The organism is Prochlorococcus sp. (genome assembly GCF_965655815.1).
In the GTDB taxonomy this organism is placed as follows: Bacteria; Cyanobacteriota; Cyanobacteriia; order PCC-6307; family Cyanobiaceae; genus Prochlorococcus_A; species Prochlorococcus_A pastoris.
In genome coordinates, this window is sequence record NZ_CBFHHZ010000001.1 from 224,797 (window position 1) to 245,984 (window position 21,188).

Genomic DNA, 21,188 nt, shown 5'->3' on the forward strand with positions numbered 1-21,188 from the left:
TTATATTGATAGAAGCAAATAATTAAAAAAAATATCAGTTTGCAAAATATATGTAAAACTACAAGAGTTTAAAACCAGAACCACAAGCACACCTCTTAGCATTTTTAGGAGTTGAGATAAGAAAACCTCCACCACTTAAATCACTGTAATAATCAAGTTTTAAATCTTTTAACAAGGAGAACTTTTTACTGTCAGCATATAAAGTTATGCCTTCAGTTCTGGATATTGGTGATCCATTAAATGTACCGGGTTTTAATTTAATATGCATCCATCCTTCTGAGCCTATATCATCTTTGATTAAATCAATAAACATTTCACCCGGCGATCCACCAAAGGATGCTTGCCTTGAAAGCTCTGATGCTGCAGTTTGACTGATTGAAAGATTAACGATCTCAGTCATTGTTATAAAAAGAAAATGGGCGATCCAGGGTTCGAACCAGGGACATCCTGCTTGTAAGGCAGGCGCTCTACCGCTGAGCTAATCGCCCTATAGTTATTCATTCTAGTAGATGAAGTTGATAATTTTATACTTAGTCTTTAAAAATTTCATGATTAAGTCAAAATTGAATAAATAAGATACAGTTTTATGAACTTAAACAATGGATATAACAATCAGAAAGATAGTGAGCAAAACACTTTAGAGAGTTTCAAAATTTTAATATCAAATGTTAAATATTTGAAAGATAAAACGTGGGGCTGCCCATGGCAAAAAATACAATCACATAAATCCTTGATCCCATTTTTAAATGAAGAAAGTGGTGAATTGATTGATGCAATATATGAAAAAAACGCGAATAATATTTGTGAAGAATTAGGGGATCTCCTATTACAAATAATGCTTCATTCGGAAATTGGCTTTGAAGAAAAACAATTTGAATTAAAAGATGTTATTGAAAATTTAAATAAAAAAATTATTAATAGACATCCCTATATTTTTAAAAAAAAAGAAAAAGTATCATTAAAAAAGTCACAAGAAATTTGGAGAAATATTAAAAATTCTGAAAATAAGACGTTCTATAAGAAATCATCAATTAGTAGACAATTGAATTCAAAAGTAAAAAGTCTACCTGCAACTATTGGATCAAACCAGATTACTAATACTGTTAAAGAATACGGTTTTAAGTGGGAAAGTAGTAAAAAGATTTTTGATAAATTAGATGAAGAAATATGCGAATTAAAAGAGGCAATAAAAAGCAAAAAGGCACATGATATCAAAGATGAATTTGGAGATGTTTACTTTACTTTGATAAGTCTTTCAAACTTTCTAAAAATAAATCCAGAATCATCTCTTCAAAAAACTAATAAAAAATTTTTAGACAGATTTGCAATAATGGAAGATCAAGTAGGAGATAATATTAAAAAACAAAACCCAAAAGATTTTCAGCGGCTTTGGGAAGTTGCTAAAAAAACAATAATGAGAGAAAAATTGAAAAAAAAATGAAAGATATGCCAACTTGGATAGATGAGTATCACAAAGGCTCAAGATTTGGGCTCAATGGGAAAGTATTACTTAAAAAAAATTCTAAATATCAAGAAATTCTCATTATAGAGTCTGATTTTTATGGTAAAGCTTTAATGTTAGATGGATGCTGGATGACGTCATTGAGAGACGAAAAATATTATCATGAATGTCTTGTCCATCCAGCGTTAAGTAGCATTGATAAGAAATCTCACATTCTGATTATTGGAGGAGGTGATGGTGGAACTGCAAGAGAATGCTTAAAATACTCTCAAGTTGCAAAAATTGATTTGGTAGAAATTGATGAAGAAGTGATCAAAGTATCTAAAACATTTTTACAAGAAATTGGAGGTGGAGCGTGGAGTGATAAAAGATTAGCTATACATATTGATGATGGAGTTAAATGGGTGGAAAAAACTAAAGATAATTTTTATGATGTTATTTTTATAGATTGTTCAGATCCATCAGAATTTTCTAATTTATTATTTACAGATTCCTTTTATAAAGAATGTAAAAGAATACTCACGAAAAAGGGAATATTAGCGACTCAAAGCGAATCACCTGAATCATTCAAAAATATTCATATACATATTTTGAAATCACTCAATAAAATATTTAAATTATCTGAAACTATGTATTCATTTGTGCCAATATATCCAAGTGGTATTTGGAGTTGGACATTCGCTTCAGATGAAGAATTAAATTTATCAAAAGTCAATTACAAAGAAGTCATGGATATAGAAAGTAATTGTGATGTTTGGAATTTAAATTTTCAAAATGCTGCATTCAAAATGATGCCAAATAAAATTGTAAAAGAACTCAATTCGTAAAATGATCAATAAAAATTTATTTGATAACGAAAGTGCAATTTTTATGGGGGCTAAAAGAAATCCAGATGATTGTTCAATTGGAATATTTGGAGTGAATTATGATGGTACATGCTCTTATAAGTCAGGGACTAGATTTGGTCCAAATGCCATAAGGCAAGTAAGCACATGCTTAGAGACATTTTGTCCAAGATTAGGAAAAGATTTAGAAGATTTTAATTATGTTGATTTTGGTTCACTAGAAATAGATAAAAATGACTCAAAGTCTGTCATTAAAGCAGTCAAATCAGCAACAGATTTCATTATGAGTAGAAAGCTTACTCCCATTATGCTTGGAGGTGAGCACTCTATTACTAGTGGTGCTATTGAGGCGTTAGCAAATAAATATCCAGATCTGATTTTAATTCAACTAGATGCTCATGCAGATCTAAGAACCTCATATATGGGGAATGAACATAGTCATGCTTGTGCAATGCAAAGATGCTTAGATCTTTTACCTGAAAAAAAGATTTTGCAAGTCGGAATAAGAAGTGGTACCAAAGAAGAGTTTAAATTTATGAGTCAAAAAAAGCAATTAGTAAAATTCTTGCCAGGAGGAAATGCTCAAGAATTTAAAAAAGCCCTTCTTCCTTACTCTAATTCTCCAATATATTTAACAATAGATTTGGATTGGTTTGACCCAAGTTTATTACCTGGTACGGGAACTCCAGAACCAGGAGGTTTTTTTTGGAATGACTTTGAAGTAATTCTTGAAACTCTAAAAGAATTTAGAATTGTCGCTTCAGATATTGTGGAATTATCTCCAGAAATTGATAGTAGCGGAGTTAGTAGTATAGTTGCCGCAAAAGTACTGAGAAGCTTAATTATGTCAGTACAAAATATGCAATAAAAAATTTCTAAACTAGAGTATGAAAAACAAAATAACTCATTAAATGTTTCATGGATTTGCTTAAAAGTCCACTTTATTCAAAATATATTGAGTCAAATGCAAAGTTAGTCAATTTTGCAGGTTGGGAAATGCCCATATCCTTTTCGGGATTAATAAACGAACATGAATCAGTAAGAACATCAGCAGGATTCTTTGATATTTCCCACATGGGTGTAATTTCTCTTAGAGGAATTAATCCAAAAGAATATATTCAAAAATTTTTTCCTACTAATTTATATTCCTTTTCAGAAGGACAAGGGCTTTATACATTAATGCTTAATGAAAAGGGAGGAATAATAGATGACCTAATAATTTATGACCTTGGTCAACAAGAAGAGGATATCTCAGAAATTTTTTTAATAGTAAATGCGAGCAGATACCAAATTGATTTTTCTTGGATTAAAAATAATTTAAATACCAATAATATTTCAATATCAAATGCTAAAAAAGATAAGGTCCTCTTTGCACTACAAGGCAAAAATTCCTTTAAATTATTCGAAGAATGGATTAAATCATCGATTTCATATATCCCTTACTTTGGTTGTGAATATAAAATCTTTAAACATATTTCGTCCAAAGAAAAGATTTTCTTTTCGAAAACGGGCTATACAGGTGAAAACGGTTTAGAAATCCTATTATCCGCAAAAGCAGCAATTAATTTATGGGATTTCTTAGTTTCAAAAAATATTAAGCCTTGTGGTTTAGGTGCTAGAGATACCTTAAGACTTGAAGCAGGAATGCACTTATATGGACAAGATTTAGATGAAACAACTACACCATATGAAGCAGGATTAGGTTGGCTAGTACATTTAGAAAATAATCATGACTTTTTTGGAAGAGAGTTTCTTGAAAAACAATCAAGATTAGGTATTAATAAAAAGTTAGTTGGTCTAAATATTGAAGGGAGAGCTATTGGAAGAAAAGGATGCGAAGTATTTAAAGATGGAGAAAATATTGGAACTATAACTAGCGGTAGTTGGTCCCCTACTAAGCAAAAGGCAATAGCTTTTGCTTATATTCAAAATTCTTACGCTACTTTAAATAATGTTGTTGAAATTTTAATCAGAGGTAAAACATTCAAAGGTACCATAACGAAAAGAGCTTTTTATAAAAAAGATATTTAACTAAATTTGCCCTTGAAGAATTATTATTGTTAATTATTGCTCAATAAGTCATTTCTAGATGCGAAACAAAATTTGTGAAGAACTCAATAAGTCAGATATTGGGAAAGTAGTTAATTTATGTGGATGGGTTGATCGAAGAAGAGATCATGGTGGAGTAATTTTTATAGATTTGCGTGATCATAGTGGATTTATGCAAATTACTATTAATCCTGAAGATGGTGAGACTCTTTTTAAACAGGCTGAGATTTTAAGAAATGAAACTGTGATAATGGTTAATGGAATTGTAAATGAAAGGCCAAAGGATTCGATAAATAAAAATATTCTCACTGGAGAGTTAGAACTAAAAGTTAAAGAGCTACAAATTCTTAATCAAATAAAAAATAATTTACCATTTCCTATCTCAGTACATGATTATGAAAATACAAAAGAAGAGCTTAGACTAAAATATAGATATTTAGATCTAAGAAGAGGAAAATTACTCAAAAATTTAAAAACAAGGCATAAAATTATTAAAGCAGTAAGAGAATATCTTGATAATTCTGGATTTACAGAGGTAGAAACGCCATTACTGACAAAATCGACTCCAGAAGGAGCTAGAGATTTTTTAGTTCCAGCTAGGCTTTCAAACGGTGAGTTTTTTGCTTTACCACAATCTCCACAATTGTTTAAACAACTTTTAATGGTAGGAGGGTTAGACAAGTACTATCAAATCGCAAAATGTTTCCGTGATGAAGATCTCAGAGCTGATAGACAACCAGAATTTACTCAGCTTGATATTGAAATGAGTTTTATAAGTGAAGAAGAAATTATTTCTTTTAATGAAAAACTAATAAAAAATGTATGGAAAAATGTACTAAATATAAACTTCAATAAGGAGTTTCCAAGAATGACTTGGCAGGAGGCCATGGACAACTATGGAACAGACAGACCAGATACAAGATATGAAATGTTACTTAAAAATCTAGGTGGGATACTCGGCAATATTGGTTTTAACATTTTCACTAAAGCAATTCAGAATGGGGGAGCAATAAAATCCATAACTATTAAAGATGGCAACACAAGTATTAGTAACGTACGAATCAAACCTGGAGGAGATATTTTTAAAGTTGCCCAAGATGCAGGAGCTGGAGGTTTAGCATTCATAAGAGTTAAAGGAGATGAACTTGAAACAATTGGGGCAATAAAAAATAATCTAAATAAAGATCATATCTCTAATATTTTAAAAATAACAGAAGCAAAAGATGGGGACTTGATTCTTTTAGGGGCTGGAAATACTCAAATTGTAAATCAATCATTAGATAGAGTCAGGCAATATATTGCAAAAGATTTAAAGCTAATAGAGAAGGATAAATGGAACTTTTTATGGGTCACAGATTTCCCTATGTTTGAAATGAATGAAGAAGAAAAAAGATTTGAAGCTTTACACCATCCGTTTTGTTCTCCTAAAAATATTAAGCTTGAAGATTCAAAAGAATTAAAAGAAAAAATAGAGAGCTCTACAGCACATGCATATGACTTGGTACTAAATGGATTAGAGTTAGGTGGTGGTTCTCTGCGTATCCATCAAGCTGAAATGCAAAGAGAAGTTCTTAGAATAGTTGGATTAACAGATAATCAAATTAATGAAAAATTTGGTTTTTTAATTGAAGCTCTCGAAATGGGTGCTCCACCTCATGGGGGAATAGCATTTGGGGTAGATCGGATAACAATGCTTATTTTGGGGGAAGATTCAATTAGGGAAACAATCGCTTTTCCAAAAAATCAACAAGCAAAATGTCTTCTTACAAATGCACCTTCAAATGTCTCCAAATCCCAATTAAAAGAACTAGATATTGAAATAACAATTGATGAATAAACTATTTATGGATGATCAATAAATTTTTTGTTTAAATAAAATATAAGGAGGTTGTGCTTAATTAAAAATATTGCATGTCAAAGTTTGTTTTTGTTACTGGAGGAGTTGTTTCTAGCATAGGTAAAGGTATTGTTGCCGCGAGCTTAGGAAGATTATTAAAATCAAGAGGGTATAGCGTTTCAATACTTAAACTAGATCCCTATCTAAATGTTGACCCAGGAACAATGAGCCCGTTTCAACATGGCGAAGTTTTCGTTACCGAAGATGGAGCTGAAACAGATTTAGATTTAGGTCACTATGAGAGATTTACTGACACTGCAATGACTCGTTTAAATAGTGTCACTACAGGATCCATCTACCAAGCAGTCATTAATAAAGAAAGAAGAGGGAGTTACAACGGAGGTACAGTTCAAGTTATTCCTCACATCACAAGAGAAATAAGAGAAAGGATTCATAGAGTAGCAGCTAACAGCAATGCTGATATCGTCATAACTGAGATTGGTGGAACAGTAGGAGATATTGAATCTCTACCATTTTTAGAGGCAATAAGAGAATTTAAAAATGATGTTAATAAAAATGATGTCGCTTATATTCACGTAACTTTACTTCCTTATATCAAAACATCTGGTGAGATAAAAACTAAACCTACTCAACATTCTGTTAAGGAGTTACGATCCATTGGTATACAACCAGATTTGCTTGTATGCAGAAGTGATAAAGAAATTAATGAAGGGCTAAAAAGAAAACTCAGTGGTTTCTGCGGAGTTAATCTTAATTGTGTAATTGAAGCATTAGATGCTGATAGTATTTATTCAGTTCCTCTTTCATTAAAGAATGAAGGTTTATGTAAACAGACTTTAACTTGTCTAGAACTCGAAGATAAAGAATGTGATTTAGAGAATTGGGAAAAAATAATTCATAATCTTAGAAATCCTGGTAACCCTATAAAAGTTGCTTTAGTTGGAAAATATATAGAACTTGGTGATGCATATCTTTCAGTAGTGGAGGCATTAAGGCATGCTTGCATTGAACAAAAAGCTTTATTAGATTTGTATTGGGTAAGTGCTGAAATGATCGAAGAGAAATCAGCCGAAGAGTATTTAAATGATGTTGATGCAATTGTAGTTCCAGGAGGATTTGGGAATAGAGGAGTGAATGGAAAAATTGAAGCAATAAAATTTGCAAGAGAAAAGAAGATTCCTTTCCTAGGTTTATGTTTAGGTATGCAATGCGCAGTAATAGAATGGGCAAGAAATCTAGCCCAATTACCTGATGCATCTAGCTCAGAATTAAATCCAGATTCCCAAAACCCTGTTATTCATTTATTACCTGAACAAGAAGACATTGTTGATCTTGGAGGGACTATGAGATTAGGAGTTTATCCTTGTAGACTTCAAAAAAATACAACTGGTAAAGAGTTGTATAACGAAGATGTTATATATGAGAGGCATCGACATAGATATGAATTTAATAATTACTACAAACAAAGTTTTTTAGATTCTGGATACAAAATCAGTGGCACATCACCAGATGGAAGATTAGTAGAATTAATTGAATTAGTTGATCATCCATATTTTTTAGCATGCCAATACCATCCTGAATTCTTATCAAGGCCAGGGAAGCCACATCCATTATTTAAAGGGTTGATCAAAGCATCGCAGGAAAAATTAGAGCAATCAAATTAATATTATTTATTTTTCTTGAATGCAATAATGACAAATTTCTTACCATTAGTAGAAAAATTTCATTCATTACAAGGAGAGGGTTTTCACACAGGCCAAAGTGCCTTTTTTATAAGACTAGCTGGATGTAGCGTTGGATGCTCATGGTGCGATACTAAACATTCTTGGGATAAAGAAAAATACCCTTTAATACCAATCAAAAAAATCATTGATGAAATAAAAAAGGCTCGAAAAAAAGGCGCATCTTTTTTGGTTATCACTGGTGGTGAGCCTTTACATCATAATTTAGATAATTTGTGCCAAGCTATAAATAAAGAAACTTCTGAAAAGGATCAAAACCCAATCAAGATCCATATTGAAACAAGTGGCGTCAACAAAATGTCAGGTAATTATGATTGGATTACTTTATCTCCAAAAAGACATTTACCCCCCAGAACTTATTTTTTGAAAAACTTTAATGAATTAAAAATAATTATCAATGATAAAAAAGATATTGATTTTGCAATTGATATAAAGCAAGAAATAATGAACAAATATCAGAACTTATCATCAAAAGACAATTTTTATAAGTTAGATAAAAAATATTATGTACAGCCCGCTTGGGAAAACGCAAGTGGGTTTTCACTCACGATTGATTTTGTTAAAAATAATCCTGAATGGAACTTAAGTCTTCAGACACATAAATACTTAAAGATTAAATAATTTATATGGATTTAAAAAATAAATCTGCAGTAATTTTATTATCAGGAGGCTTAGATTCTTCAACTGTTACAGGCTTAGCAAAAGCGTCCAAAGCTAAAATATTTGGCTTATCTTTTGATTACGGACAAAGACATAAAAAAGAATTAGATTCCGCATTCACAATAGCCAATCACTTTGAAATAGAGGAATTCAAAATAGTAAAGCTTGACTTATCTTTGTGGGGCGGGTCATCTCTTACAGATATAAAAAAAGATTTACCTATTGATGGCATACAGCAAAATACAATTCCAAATACCTATGTGCCTGGAAGAAATACGATCTTTATTTCTGTTGCGTTAAGCTATGCTGAAGCAATAAATGCTGATTTAATAGGCCTAGGAGTTAATGCACTGGATTATTCTGGTTATCCTGATTGCAGACCCGATTACATTAAAAAGTTTCAAGAACTAGCTAATCTTGCTAACAAACGTGGAAGAGAAGAAAATCCAATTAAACTTTGGACACCTTTACTCGATCTAAATAAAGAAGATATTATTCAATTAGCTTTTGATAATAATGTTCCTTTAGAAAAAACATGGAGTTGTTATTCAGGAAATTTAGAACCCTGTGGGAAATGTGATAGTTGCAGAATTAGACAAACAGCCTACAAAAAATGGCAAATAAAAAAGAATGAGAATTAAGACCAAAAAATTATCTAAGTGGCTTGATCCAGAATTGATAGCTAATCATTTTGCATTGAAATTTGGAGACCATGGATTGTCTTGGTTAGATAGTGATGGGAAAGATAATGGAGAATGGTCTATTTTAGGAGTTAACCCAAAGGAAATTATTTGCTCTAGAGATATAAATAATTTGAATAATGATAATAATCCATTTTTTAAATTAAAAAAAATTGATAGAGGATTTTGGATGGGCTGGTTAAACTTTGAGGCGGGCGCATATATCGAGCCAAAAAATCCATGGAAGAATAATGAAATATCAACTTTGTGGATTGCATCTTATGATCCAATTATTAAATTTAATCTAGTTTTTAATGAAATAATTCTTGAGGGAACTAGTTCTACTGAAATAAATAAATTTGAAAAAATAATTTTAAATATTAATGCTGAAACAGAAAAAAATTCTATTAAAAATAATCTGAAATTTAATTTTTCAAAAATTAATTTAAAAGAAATAACCAACGAATTTCAAACAAATATTTTAAAAGTTAAGAAATTAATATCTATAGGAGATATTTTTCAAGCAAATCTAACAACTCAATGTGAGGTTGAAGCTTTAGAAACTTATAGTTCTTTAAACATATATTCAAAAATAAGAAGAAAATTGAAAGCCCCTTTTGGAGGAATAATAATAAATAATTCGAAGGGAATCAACGAATCAGTGTTATCAACTTCACCTGAAAGATTTTTGAAAATAGACAAAGAAGGATATGTCGAATCAAGACCTATCAAAGGGACAAGATCCAGACACCAAGATCAAAATCAAGATGCATTAAATGCCATAGATTTGATAACAAACGAAAAAGATAGAGCTGAAAATATTATGATTGTGGACCTCTTAAGAAACGATTTAAGCAAAGTATGCGAAATAGGAAGTATTGAGGTTCCAGAAATATTAAAACTTGAGAGTTACTTGAAAGTACATCATCTTACATCAGTAATTAGAGGGAAACTAAAAAAGGATAAAAGCTGGGTTGACTTACTAATTGCTTGCTGGCCAGGAGGCTCAATAACTGGGGCTCCAAAATTACGTTCATGCCAAAGGCTATTTGAAATAGAAAAAAATGGAAGAGGACCTTACTGTGGATCCTTCATAAAAGTTGACTGGAATGGAGAGTTTGATAGCAACATACTAATAAGATCATTTGTAGTAAAAAATAAGCAAATTAATATATCTGCTGGTTGCGGAATAGTTAGTGATTCTGATCCTCAAAATGAAACAGAAGAACTAAAGTGGAAACTTTTGCCTTTAATAGATTCGTTGAAATGAAACAGAGTATAGGTTGGCATAAAGATAAATGGCTAGATATTGAAAACATTTATATATCAGCAAATGATAGAGGTCTAAAGTTTGGAGATGGAATATTCGAAACTGTTTTAATAAAAAAGAATAATGCTGTTTTGATAGACGAACATATTCAACGACTAGAAAATAGCAATAGAGTTTTAAATATGAATTTGAATATTAATAAATCACATTTAAAAAACATTATTAGTCTAGGTATTAAAAAATTATCTCTTAAAAACGAGCAGTTAGGATCAATTAGAATTAACTACAGCAGAGGCTTGAATAAAGGCAGATCAATTAGAATTAACAAAGATCAACAGGAAGATTACAAAAATAATTTATGGATTGAATTTTATATTATAAAACCTAGTTTTTCTCCAATAAGTACATTTATTAGTCAAACAGAAAAAAGAAATCAATATAGTTTAATTAATCAATGTAAAACTTTCTCATATAATCAATCAATACAAGTACTAATAGAAGCTAATAAAAAATTATTTGATGATTGTTTAATATTAAATACTGCTGATGAACTATGTTGTGGGAGTACTTTTAATATCATACTGAAAAGAAATAATGTATGGATGACACCAAGAAAAGAAAGTGGATGTCTTCAGGGAATTATGGTTAAAAAAGCTATAAAATTAAAAATAATTAAGGAAGATTTGATCTTACCTAAATTTTACAATGATGATATTTTAATTGCAATTAATAGTTTATCTTGTAGACAAATTAATAGAGTTAATGATATAAAATTTACAACAACTTTTGATCCAAAGTATTTCTGGGAATTGTTATATGAGTAAGATTATTTCTTTTCTGGTAAAAAAGCATCAGATAGGTTATTTATATAGTTATTAACTTTAAAATCAACAATACTTCCAATAACGATAATCGATGGTGAAGAGAAACCTCTACTACTTATTGCCTCTGCTAAATTCTTTAATTCTGAAATTAAACATTTTTGATTATTTAAAGTTGCTTCTTGAATAACAGCACATTTAGTATTTTCATCCAAACCGCCTATAAGTAATTCTTTAACAATAAATTCTATATTTCTCATGCCCATATAAATTACTAAACCATCAGATGATTTAGCTAACAATCTCCAATTAACAGTCTTTTTATCTTTATTAATATCTTCATGTCCAGTCACAAAAGTTATAGAGCTTCCTGCTTCTCGATGAGTTAATGGGATCCCAAAATTTGAAGGAGCAGCTATTCCAGAAGTTATCCCAGGGACAATTTCAACTGAAATCCCATTTTTTTCTAAAAAAGATACTTCTTCACCGCCTCGTGAGAAAACAAAAGGATCACCTCCTTTAAGCCTTACAACATTCTTTCCCTCTTTTGCTAATTTCACAATAAGTAAATTAGTATCAGCCTGAGGAACAGAACACAACCCAGCCCTTTTACCTACATTAAATATTTCAGTTTTCTTATTAGTCTCCTTTATGATTTGGGGAGAAACTAACGCATCATGGACCAAAGCATCACAACTTTTGATAAGTCGTAAGGCTTTTAAAGTTAGCAGCTCAGGGTCACCAGGACCTGCTCCAACTAAATAAACTATACCGGGCACATTATTCTCCATTAACAAGTATGGTAGTAAAAGAAAATTGTATTGTAGATAAATATCGTGAAAAAAAGTTTATTCAAGCCAAGTAGAAAATTTACTTTATTCAGTGCTTTTGTAACTCTCCTAAATGATAGATTAAGCGAAAGTATTCTTTTACCAATTTTACCTTCTTTTGTTTTACTATTTGACTCAAAAGCTAGTACTTATGGTTTGCTCTCTTGTACTTATCAATTAGCACAATTTACGGCTTCGCCTTTTATTGGGCTTATGAGTGATAGATATGGAAGAAGACCTGTAACCTTGTTTTGTATAACGGGCTCAATCATCGGAATATCAATATTATCATTTACAGTTTTATTTGATTGGTCAACTTCACTAGCGACTATCCCCTTATTTTTATTATTTATAGCAAGACTTATTGACGGTCTAAGTGGTGGAACTGCTGCAACAGCGACTACTATTCTTGCAGATATTTCTAGTCCTGAAAAAAGAGCAAAAACATTTGGACTTATTGGAGTCGCATTTGGATTAAGTTTCTTCTTGGGTAATATATTTGTTGTTATTTTTGCTAAAAATACAAATAATAATTTCATTATTCCAGTAATAATAGCTTCAATAATTCCAATTATTAACTTCATACTAGTATTCTTTTATTTACCAGAAACCAAGCCTCAAAACGAATTAAATAAATCAACTCAAATTTTAAAAAATCCTCTAAAACAATTATTTAAAGTATTTAAAGAAGAAAAAATTAGAAAATTATCTCTAGCTTTTTTTATATATTTCATAGCTTTTACTGGACTAACAAATATTTTAATTTTCTTCCTACAAGAGTCCCTGAATTGGACAACTAAGGCATCCAGTGGAACTCTGGTAGTTGTGGGGGTGATAGCAATTATTGTACAAGGTGGGCTAATTGGTCCTCTAGTAAAAAAATTTGGAGAAATGAGACTTACTTTAATTGGTGCAGGTTTTATTCTCTTAGCATGTTTTCTTTTGATAACTACCCCTCAAGAAAATGCGATAGTAAATATTTATTCTGCAGTTTCATTCTTAGCCGTGGGTGCGGGTTTAATTACACCTACATTAAGAGCATTAATATCAAAGAAATTAGATGGGGATAACCAGGGCTCTATATTAAGTAATTTGCAAGGTCTTCAAAGTCTTGGCGGGGTTTTAGGTATCGGAATGGCTGGAAGAGTTTATGATGATTTTGGTCCAAAAGCACCATTTATTGCAGGATCAATTATTTTACTTTTTATGATTTACCTTATTATTGAAGGAAAAAATAACAATATTTCTTATAATTAACAAATACAATCCCTTTAATGAAATACGAAGCTAACAATTTTATTAATAGAGAATTAAGTTGGATCGACTTTAATAAAAGAGTCCTTCTTACAGGGATGGAGAAAGATTATAAAGTACTAGATAAAATTAAATTTTTTTCAATTTTCAGTAATAATCTTGATGAATTTTTTATGGTTAGAGTTGCATCATTAAAGGCTCAAGTTGAAGCCGGAATTAGAAAAAAAAGTATTGATGGACATACTCCTAAAGAACAATTAAAAAAAATTAACAAGGAAGTAAAAAAACTCACAATCCTTCAAGAAAAATATTTTAATAATGAATTAAATGATGAGCTTAAAAATGAAGGCATTTTCATAAAAAAGTATTGTGAACTCAATCAAAATCAGAAAAATTGGTGTAATAGCTATTTCCTATCTTCAATTTTTCCTTTATTAACACCATTAGTAGTTGATCCTGCGCACCCATTCCCTTTTATAAGTAATTTAAGTCTTAATTTGGCTGCTCTCATTAATGATGGAGAAGAATCAAAAAATCAATTTGTAAGAATTAAAATACCGACAAAAAATATTGGCAGATTTATACTAATTCCCAATGAAATTATTGAAACTGAAGATGAAAGAGAGCATTTTTTTATAACTGTTGAAGACTTAATTGGAAACAACATCAATGCCTTTTTTAATGGAATGGAATGCTTAAATTATTCTTTTTTCCGAGTAACAAGAGATGCAGATTTAGAATTAAAAGAACTTGAAGCTGACGACTTACTTCTTGCGGTAGAGCAAAGCTTGCAAAAAAGAAGATTAGGGGGAGATGTAGTTAGATTAGAAGTAAATGAAAATATTCCACAAAATATTTTAAAGTTACTCATTGAAAGTATTGCAATACCAGAAGAATATATCTACTTTTGCAAAAGCTTATTAGGACTTGACGATTTAAATTACCTCATAAAAATTAATCGAGAAGACTTAAAAGAAAATTTATTAATTGGAGATACACATCCATTATTAAAATCGTTAGATTCTTCTAAAGACAAAAATTTTAACTCTATTTTTAGCATTCTTAGAAAACAGAGTATACTTCTACATCATCCATACGACTTATTCAAAACCTCTGTAGAAGAATTTATCAACAAAGCTGCTGACGACCCACTTGTACTAGCTATTAAAATTACTCTTTATAGAGTTTCAAAAGATTCTCCAATTATTGAAGCCTTAATGAGAGCAGCTGAGAATGGGAAAGAGGTAATGACTCTTGTTGAGCTCAAAGCAAGATTTGATGAAGATAACAACATCCAATGGGCAAAACAGCTTGAGCAAGCTGGAATTCATGTTGTTTATGGAATACTAGGCTTTAAAACACATACAAAGATTGCTTTAGTGGTTAGAAAAGAGAAAGGAAGACTAAGGAATTATTTTCATATTGGAACGGGAAATTACAATTCGAATACTTCTCGCTATTACACAGACATAGGATTTCTTTCAACAGATCCTGATATCTCCTCAGATTTAATTGAACTCTTTAATTACTTATCAGGTTTCTCAAAACAAAAGGCTTATCAGAAATTATTAGTATCTCCAACATCATTAAGAAAAAAATTCATCTTTTTAATAAATAGAGAAATTGAAAATATCGAAAAGGGCAAGAAAGCTGAAATTATTGCAAAAATGAATTCATTAGTAGATCCAGAAATTATTCAATTACTTTATTTAGCTTCCCAAAAAGGAGTAAAAATTCACCTGATAATAAGAGGAATATGTTGTTTATATCCTCAAAGAGAGAATTTGAGTGAAAATATCAAGGTTACAAGTATTATTGGGCATTTTCTTGAACATTCTAGAATTTTTTGGTTTTACAATGACAATAATCCAGAAGTTTTTATAGGCAGCGCAGACTGGATGAGAAGAAATTTAGACAGAAGGATAGAAGCTGTTACACCTATAGAAGACCTAAAATTAAAATCTCAACTATATGATCTTTTACAAACTTATATTGATGATAATTATTACTCCTGGATCATGAATAAAGATGGAATATACGAAAAAAAAGAGGGAGATTCAAACTCAAATCGTTCTCAAATTGATCTAATAAAAAGATTACAAAAATAAATTTTTTTATAACATTTTAAAAACTTCTTAATATTGATAAAAATTTTATATTTATAAGAAATCAAGTCATATCAGTTATTTTGAAGTAATATTAAGAGAAATCAATTTTCTTGTCTTTAAAGTTTCAACGCAAAAGTATTTTTTTTCTTGATTTCAGTGCTAGCTTTTTAAAAAATCCACTTAAAGAGGCCAGGGTGATGGGGATCCTTCTGGAATCTGGAAATAGTTCTTCAAAAAAGAAAACTGAAGAACCTAGATTACCAAACACTGCGGGCAAGACTCGCAAAACAAAACCAAGCTTAACTGCTAAACAAAACCAAAAAAAATCTGCAAGACTTGCTTCAGATTCAATAGGTTATTACTTAAGCAGTATTGGAAGAGTTCCTCTTCTTACTGCAGCAGAAGAAATAGAGCTAGCTCATCATGTTCAAAACATGAAAAAGATGCTAGAAATTCCTGAGATAGAAAGATCATCTAAACATCTTCGCCTAATTAAAATTGGGAAAAGAGCTAGAGATAGAATGATGTCAGCCAATTTAAGACTTGTAGTATCTGTTGCCAAGAAGTATCAAAATCAAGGTTTAGAATTATTAGACTTGGTACAAGAAGGCGCTATAGGCTTAGAAAGAGCGGTTGATAAATTTGATCCTGCAATGGGATATAAATTTTCTACTTATGCTTATTGGTGGATTAGACAAGGAATGACAAGAGCTATTGATAATAGCGCTAGGACAATTCGATTACCAATTCATATTAGTGAAAAACTTTCCAAAATGAGAAGAGTTTCTAGAGAATTATCTCAAAAATCTGGAAGACAACCAACCAGATTAGAAATGGCAACAGCGATGGGAATTGAGCAAAAAGATTTAGAAGACTTAATCTCTCAAAGTGCTCCATGTGCATCTCTTGATGCTCACGCAAGAGGCGAAGAAGATCGTAGTACCTTAGGTGAACTTATTCCAGATCCAAATGGAGAAGAGCCTATGGAAGGGATGGATAGAGCAATCCAAAAAGAACATTTAGGAACTTGGCTAACTCAATTAAATGAAAGAGAACAAAAAATTATGAAACTTAGATTCGGCTTAGACGGAGAGGAACCTCTTACACTGGCAGAAATAGGAAGACAAATAAATGTATCCAGAGAAAGAGTTAGGCAACTAGAAGCTAAGGCAATATTAAAACTTAGAGTAATGACCACTCATCAAAAAGCAGCCTAATTAAGTTGTTGAATTTTGTTTTTATTTTAATTTATATATTTATTATCTTTTTTATATCGATAATATACAAAAGATTTAATCCAAATAATAAAGAAGTACTGAGAAAAATTATTCATATTGGAATAGGACCTTTAATTCCTCTCGCAAAATTCTTAGATATAGATCAAACTTCTGCTCTTTGTTTTACAGGGCTTGTTACGTTGTTAACTTTCATAAATTACCAATCTAAATTATTTCCAACTATTGAGGATGTAGATAGAAAAAGTTATGGAACGTTATTTTATTGTTTAAGTTTATTTATTTTAATTTACCTTTATTGGGAAAAAGATCCTACTTCACTGATTGCTGGTTTTTTTATAATGACATTTGGTGATGGCTTTGCAGCATTAATAGGAAAGAACTTTAAATCCAAAAGTTGGATTTTTTTAAACCAAAAAAAATCCTTGTTTGGAACAACCACTATGTTTATTACAAGCTTTATAGTAGTTTTTGGTTTAAGTTATATCCAAAAATACACTTTTAATATAAATTTTTTTACTATTGCTTCTATTTCTACAATGCTTGAACAATTTAGTATTTTTGGAATAGATAATTTTATAGTGCCAATTTCAGCAGCATTTTGCTTTAATTTTTTTATTACAGGTTTATAAATTACAAAATTGAATCATACAGAATCTGAAGCAAATTTTTTGTTGTATCTATATTTATGCAAGCATCAGTAATACTCGTACCATATTCAAGATCTTTCCTGTTTGAAAGTTTTTGATTACCCTCCTTCAGATGACTTTCAAGCATTACTCCTAAAATATTTTTTTCACCATTCTTAATCTGATTGGCTACGTTTTTAAGAACATCAGATTGCTTCCTGTAATCTTTATTTGAGTTCCCATGGCTACAATCAATCATAACTTTGTAAGGAAGATTACCTACTTTTAATTCTGAAGAAATACTTTTTACATGTTGATTTTCATAATTAACTCCTTTAGAACCTCCTCTTAAAACTATATGTCCATCTGGATTACCCGTTGTATTTACAATAGAAGCATAACCTTGATCATTAACACCTAAGAAATGATGAGATTTTGAAGCCGACTGCATCGCATTAATAGCCGTGCTAAAAGAACCATCAGTACCATTTTTAAAACCAATAGGCATGGATAATCCTGAAGCCATTTCTCTATGAGTTTGACTTTCAGTAGTCCTTGCACCAATTGCTGTCCAACTGATTAAATCAGCAATATATTGAGGAACAATTGGATCTAATAACTCAGTAGCTGAGGGTATCCCACGCGTTGCCAAATAAGATAGTAGATTTCTCGCTCTTCGTAAACCTGTATTAATGTCATATGAACCATCTAAATGAGGGTCATTTATTAATCCTTTCCAACCAATTGTAGTTCTGGGTTTTTCAAAATATACTCGCATTACAATTTCTAATTTATCTTTATAAATTTTTCTAAATTCCTGAATATATTCTGAATAATCTTTAGCAGCCTCAATATCATGGATTGAACATGGTCCCACTATGACTAGAATCCTAGGATCATTATTGTGCAAAATATTTTGTATTGATCTTCTACTATTAGAGACAGTTTCTGCAGAGGTATAATCTAAAGGTATATCATTATGAAGTTTGCTTGGAGGTATTAATGGACGTGTTTCAACAACATGCAAATCAGATGTTTTTTCTAAAGATTGATTATTGGATGAAGTCGTCATTGATTAATTAAGAAGTTTGAATATTTAAAAAAGCATTTATGAATACTCTCCTTATCAATATTAAAAATAACAATAGATTAGGCATTAAACCTTACAAATGAAGAAATTGGAAACATTGCTCAAAGATTATGCACATCATGTAGCTGAGAGAGCTACTAAAGGCATACCTCCATTACCACTAAATGCAGAACAGACTAACTGTATTACTAACCTCTTGGAGCAAAACACTAATTACGATAGTGAATATTTACTAGATTTGCTCATAAATAGAGTACCGCCAGGGGTAGACGAGGCAGCATATGTAAAAGCAAGCTGGCTTACGGCAATTGCTCAAGGCGAAAAACATTGCAGATACATTAACCCTGAGAGAGCAATTGAGATACTAGGCACAATGATAGGTGGATATAATGTTAATTCTCTGGTTGAAATACTTAAAGGGGAAAATAGTTTACTAGCAAAAAAAGCAGCAGAGGTTTTAAAAAATATCATTCTTGTTTACGATTCGGCGAATGATATTTATGAATTATCTCAAAATAATATTTATGCACAAGAAGTAGTAAATAGTTGGGCAAATGCAGAATGGTTCAAAAGTAAAAAAGTTCTACAGAAAGAAATTACTTGTCTAGTATTCAAAATTGATGGTGAGACAAATACAGATGACTTATCTCCTGCAGTTCACGCGACAACTCGTCCTGATATACCATTGCACGCTTTGGCTATGCTCGAATTTAAAAAGCAAGATGGATTAGAAATTCTTGATAATCTTAAAAAACAAGAGATCCCAATTGCTTATGTTGGAGATGTAGTAGGCACAGGTAGTTCAAGAAAATCAGCTATAAATTCAGTGATTTGGCATATTGGCGAAGATATACCTTTTGTACCAAATAAAAGAACCGGAGGAATAATAATTGGCAGCAAAATAGCTCCTATTTTCTTTAATACCGCACAAGATTCAGGAGCACTTCCGATAGAGGCTGATGTATCTCAAATGAACACAGGGGATTTAATAAAGATATTTCCTTATGAAGGCGTTATTAAAAAAATTGAAAAAAATACTAATTCTGAAATAGTAATAAGTCAATTCGACTTGTGTCCATCAACTATTACTGATGAAATTCAAGCTGGAGGGAGAATAAATCTCATGATTGGACGGTCACTCACAGACAAGATTAGAAACAAATTAGATTATCAACCTAGTGAAATATTTATCAGGCCAAAAAATCCAAAAGAATTTAATTCTGGTTTTACTCAAGCACAAAAAATAGTAGGTAAAGCATGCGGTTTAAAGGGGGTTCGACCTGGAATGACCTGTGAACCAATTATGACGACAGTTGGGAGTCAAGATACTACTGGGCCTATGACGAGGGATGAACTTAAAGAATTAGCTTGTTTAGGATTCACTGCAGATTTAGTTATGCAAAGTTTTTGTCACACAGCTGCATATCCTAAACCAGTAGATTTGCTTACACATAAAGAATTACCTGACTTTATATCTCAAAGAGGTGGAGTAGCCCTAAAACCCGGGGATGGAATAATTCACAGCTGGCTTAACAGAATGCTCCTTCCTGATACTGTTGGTACAGGTGGAGATAGTCATACAAGATTCCCTCTTGGAATTTCATTTCCTGGAGGCTCAGGCATTGTTGCCTTTGCTGCTGCAATAGGATCAATGCCATTAAATATGCCAGAATCAGTACTCGTAAAATTTAAGGGCGATTTATTACCAGGCATAACCTTAAGAGATTTAGTTAATGCAATCCCACTCTTTGCGATTAAAAAGGGACTTTTGACTGTTGAGAAAGCAAATAAAAAAAATATATTTAACGGAAAAATTATGGAAATTGAAGGATTGCCTAACTTAAAACTTGAACAAGCTTTCGAACTAACTGATGCTACTGCTGAACGCTCATGCGCTGGAAGCACAATACTTTTATCACAGGAAACTGTTCAAGAATACATAAGAAGCAATATTTGCCTTTTAGAAAAAATGATTGAGAGCAATTATGAAGATTCAAAGTCAATATCAAGAAGAATTAATGATATGAAAAATTGGTTAAAGAAACCTGAATTAATTCAGCCAGATCTGAATGCCAGTTACGAAGAAATAATTGAAATTGACTTATCTCAAGTTAAACAACCTATAGTTGCTTGCCCCAATGATCCAGATAATGTGAAGGAAATTGTTGATGTTGCAAATACAAATATTGATGAAGTTTTTATAGGTTCTTGTATGACAAACATTGGTCACTACAGGGCTGCCGCAAAAGTTCTTGAAGGTGTGAAAAATTTAAAGGCAAAACTATGGATTTGTCCACCCACAAAAATGGATGAGGAAACTCTGAAACAAGAAGGTTACTATGAAATATTTGAAAATTGTGGTGCGAGATTAGAATTGCCTGGCTGTTCTTTATGCATGGGAAATCAAGCCAGAGTAGATGAAGGATCAGTTGTATTTTCTACTAGTACAAGAAATTTTGACAATAGGCTTGGGAAAAATGCTCAAGTATTTTTAGGGAGTGCAGAATTAGCAGCAGTTTGTGCACTTCTTGGAAAAATTCCTGAAATAGAAGAATATCAGGATATTACTAAAAATAAAATTAATCCATATTCTGATGAACTTTATCGCTATCTTCAATTTGATGAAATACACGATTTCAGCTTGACAAAGTAATC

The 21,188-nt window shown here is 31.2% G+C and carries 18 protein-coding genes and 1 tRNA gene; 15 read left to right on the top strand and 4 right to left on the bottom strand.

Features of this window, described 5'->3' with window-relative positions; genetic code table 11:
- Positions 1-58: 58 nt before the first annotated feature.
- Together ACTF45_RS01180 and ACTF45_RS01185 are read right to left on the bottom strand one after the other, a co-directional pair.
- On the bottom strand, positions 59-400 hold the full coding sequence (locus tag ACTF45_RS01180; RefSeq protein ID WP_288346582.1) for an AIR synthase: 342 nt from the start codon (positions 398-400) through the stop codon (positions 59-61).
- A gap of 16 nt (positions 401-416) precedes the next feature.
- Positions 417-488: transfer RNA gene (locus ACTF45_RS01185), tRNA-Val, on the bottom strand.
- 98 nt (positions 489-586) lie between these two features.
- On the opposite strand from ACTF45_RS01185, the gene mazG reads away from it, so the two are divergent.
- The 10 genes from mazG to ACTF45_RS01235 all read left to right on the top strand — a co-directional run bounded on the left by mazG (position 587) and on the right by ACTF45_RS01235 (position 11,390).
- Entirely contained in the window at positions 587-1,441 is an 855-nt protein-coding gene (gene mazG / locus ACTF45_RS01190; RefSeq protein ID WP_288346581.1) for a nucleoside triphosphate pyrophosphohydrolase, read from the top strand.
- Positions 1,438-2,289 carry a polyamine aminopropyltransferase gene (gene speE / locus ACTF45_RS01195; protein ID WP_288346580.1) on the top strand — a complete coding sequence of 284 codons (852 nt, stop codon included), beginning with the start codon at positions 1,438-1,440 and terminating at the stop codon, positions 2,287-2,289. The genes mazG and speE overlap by 4 nt, the downstream gene beginning before the upstream one ends.
- A 1-nt stretch (position 2,290) precedes the next feature.
- The gene (gene speB / locus ACTF45_RS01200; RefSeq protein WP_288346579.1) at positions 2,291-3,175 is read left to right on the top strand and encodes an agmatinase; all 885 of its coding nucleotides are present in this window, start codon (positions 2,291-2,293) and stop codon (positions 3,173-3,175) included.
- Positions 3,176-3,225: 50 nt separating this feature from the next.
- On the top strand, positions 3,226-4,338 hold the full coding sequence (gcvT, locus tag ACTF45_RS01205) for a glycine cleavage system aminomethyltransferase GcvT (RefSeq protein ID WP_438949195.1): 1,113 nt from the start codon (positions 3,226-3,228) through the stop codon (positions 4,336-4,338).
- Positions 4,339-4,396: 58 nt separating this feature from the next.
- Positions 4,397-6,193, top strand: coding sequence for an aspartate--tRNA ligase (aspS, locus tag ACTF45_RS01210; RefSeq protein ID WP_288346577.1), 1,797 nt, complete (start codon positions 4,397-4,399; stop codon positions 6,191-6,193).
- Between the two features lie 74 nt (positions 6,194-6,267).
- Entirely contained in the window at positions 6,268-7,878 is a 1,611-nt protein-coding gene (locus ACTF45_RS01215) for a CTP synthase (RefSeq protein WP_438949196.1), read from the top strand.
- Between the two features lie 27 nt (positions 7,879-7,905).
- Positions 7,906-8,577, top strand: a complete 672-nt coding sequence (locus ACTF45_RS01220) for a 7-carboxy-7-deazaguanine synthase QueE (RefSeq protein ID WP_288346575.1) — start codon at positions 7,906-7,908, stop codon at positions 8,575-8,577.
- 5 nt (positions 8,578-8,582) lie between these two features.
- Positions 8,583-9,257 (top strand): 7-cyano-7-deazaguanine synthase QueC, encoded by a 675-nt coding sequence (gene queC, locus ACTF45_RS01225; RefSeq protein WP_011133318.1) that lies wholly within the window; start codon positions 8,583-8,585, stop codon positions 9,255-9,257.
- On the top strand, positions 9,247-10,566 hold the full coding sequence (locus tag ACTF45_RS01230) for an anthranilate synthase component I family protein (protein ID WP_438949197.1): 1,320 nt from the start codon (positions 9,247-9,249) through the stop codon (positions 10,564-10,566). Before queC ends, ACTF45_RS01230 begins: the two co-directional genes overlap by 11 nt.
- Complete coding sequence (locus tag ACTF45_RS01235) at positions 10,563-11,390, top strand: aminotransferase class IV (protein WP_438949198.1); 828 nt, start codon at positions 10,563-10,565, stop codon at positions 11,388-11,390. Before ACTF45_RS01230 ends, ACTF45_RS01235 begins: the two co-directional genes overlap by 4 nt.
- Before the next feature lie 2 nt (positions 11,391-11,392).
- Here the strand turns inward: ACTF45_RS01235 and cobA are convergent, their stop codons facing one another.
- Positions 11,393-12,178 carry a uroporphyrinogen-III C-methyltransferase gene (gene cobA, locus ACTF45_RS01240; RefSeq protein ID WP_438949199.1) on the bottom strand — a complete coding sequence of 262 codons (786 nt, stop codon included), beginning with the start codon at positions 12,176-12,178 and terminating at the stop codon, positions 11,393-11,395.
- Positions 12,179-12,223: 45 nt separating this feature from the next.
- Between cobA and ACTF45_RS01245 the strand changes: the two genes are divergently transcribed.
- The 4 genes from ACTF45_RS01245 (at position 12,224) to ACTF45_RS01260 (ending at position 17,446) form a co-directional block, all read left to right on the top strand.
- Positions 12,224-13,474: an MFS transporter gene (locus ACTF45_RS01245; RefSeq protein WP_438949200.1), complete on the top strand. Its 1,251-nt coding sequence runs from the start codon at positions 12,224-12,226 to the stop codon at positions 13,472-13,474.
- Between the two features lie 17 nt (positions 13,475-13,491).
- A complete protein-coding gene (ppk1, locus tag ACTF45_RS01250; protein WP_288346571.1) occupies positions 13,492-15,579 on the top strand; it encodes a polyphosphate kinase 1 in 2,088 nt (695 codons plus the stop codon).
- Positions 15,580-15,776: 197 nt separating this feature from the next.
- Positions 15,777-16,796 carry an RpoD/SigA family RNA polymerase sigma factor gene (locus tag ACTF45_RS01255; RefSeq protein WP_438949326.1) on the top strand — a complete coding sequence of 340 codons (1,020 nt, stop codon included), beginning with the start codon at positions 15,777-15,779 and terminating at the stop codon, positions 16,794-16,796.
- 8 nt (positions 16,797-16,804) lie between these two features.
- Positions 16,805-17,446 (top strand): diacylglycerol/polyprenol kinase family protein, encoded by a 642-nt coding sequence (locus tag ACTF45_RS01260; RefSeq protein ID WP_353884894.1) that lies wholly within the window; start codon positions 16,805-16,807, stop codon positions 17,444-17,446.
- 1 nt (position 17,447) lies between these two features.
- Here the strand turns inward: ACTF45_RS01260 and ACTF45_RS01265 are convergent, their stop codons facing one another.
- Complete coding sequence (locus tag ACTF45_RS01265) at positions 17,448-18,515, bottom strand: 3-deoxy-7-phosphoheptulonate synthase (protein ID WP_438949201.1); 1,068 nt, start codon at positions 18,513-18,515, stop codon at positions 17,448-17,450.
- Positions 18,516-18,612: 97 nt separating this feature from the next.
- Between ACTF45_RS01265 and acnB the strand changes: the two genes are divergently transcribed.
- Entirely contained in the window at positions 18,613-21,186 is a 2,574-nt protein-coding gene (acnB, locus tag ACTF45_RS01270; protein ID WP_288346568.1) for a bifunctional aconitate hydratase 2/2-methylisocitrate dehydratase, read from the top strand.
- Positions 21,187-21,188: the final 2 nt, after the last annotated feature.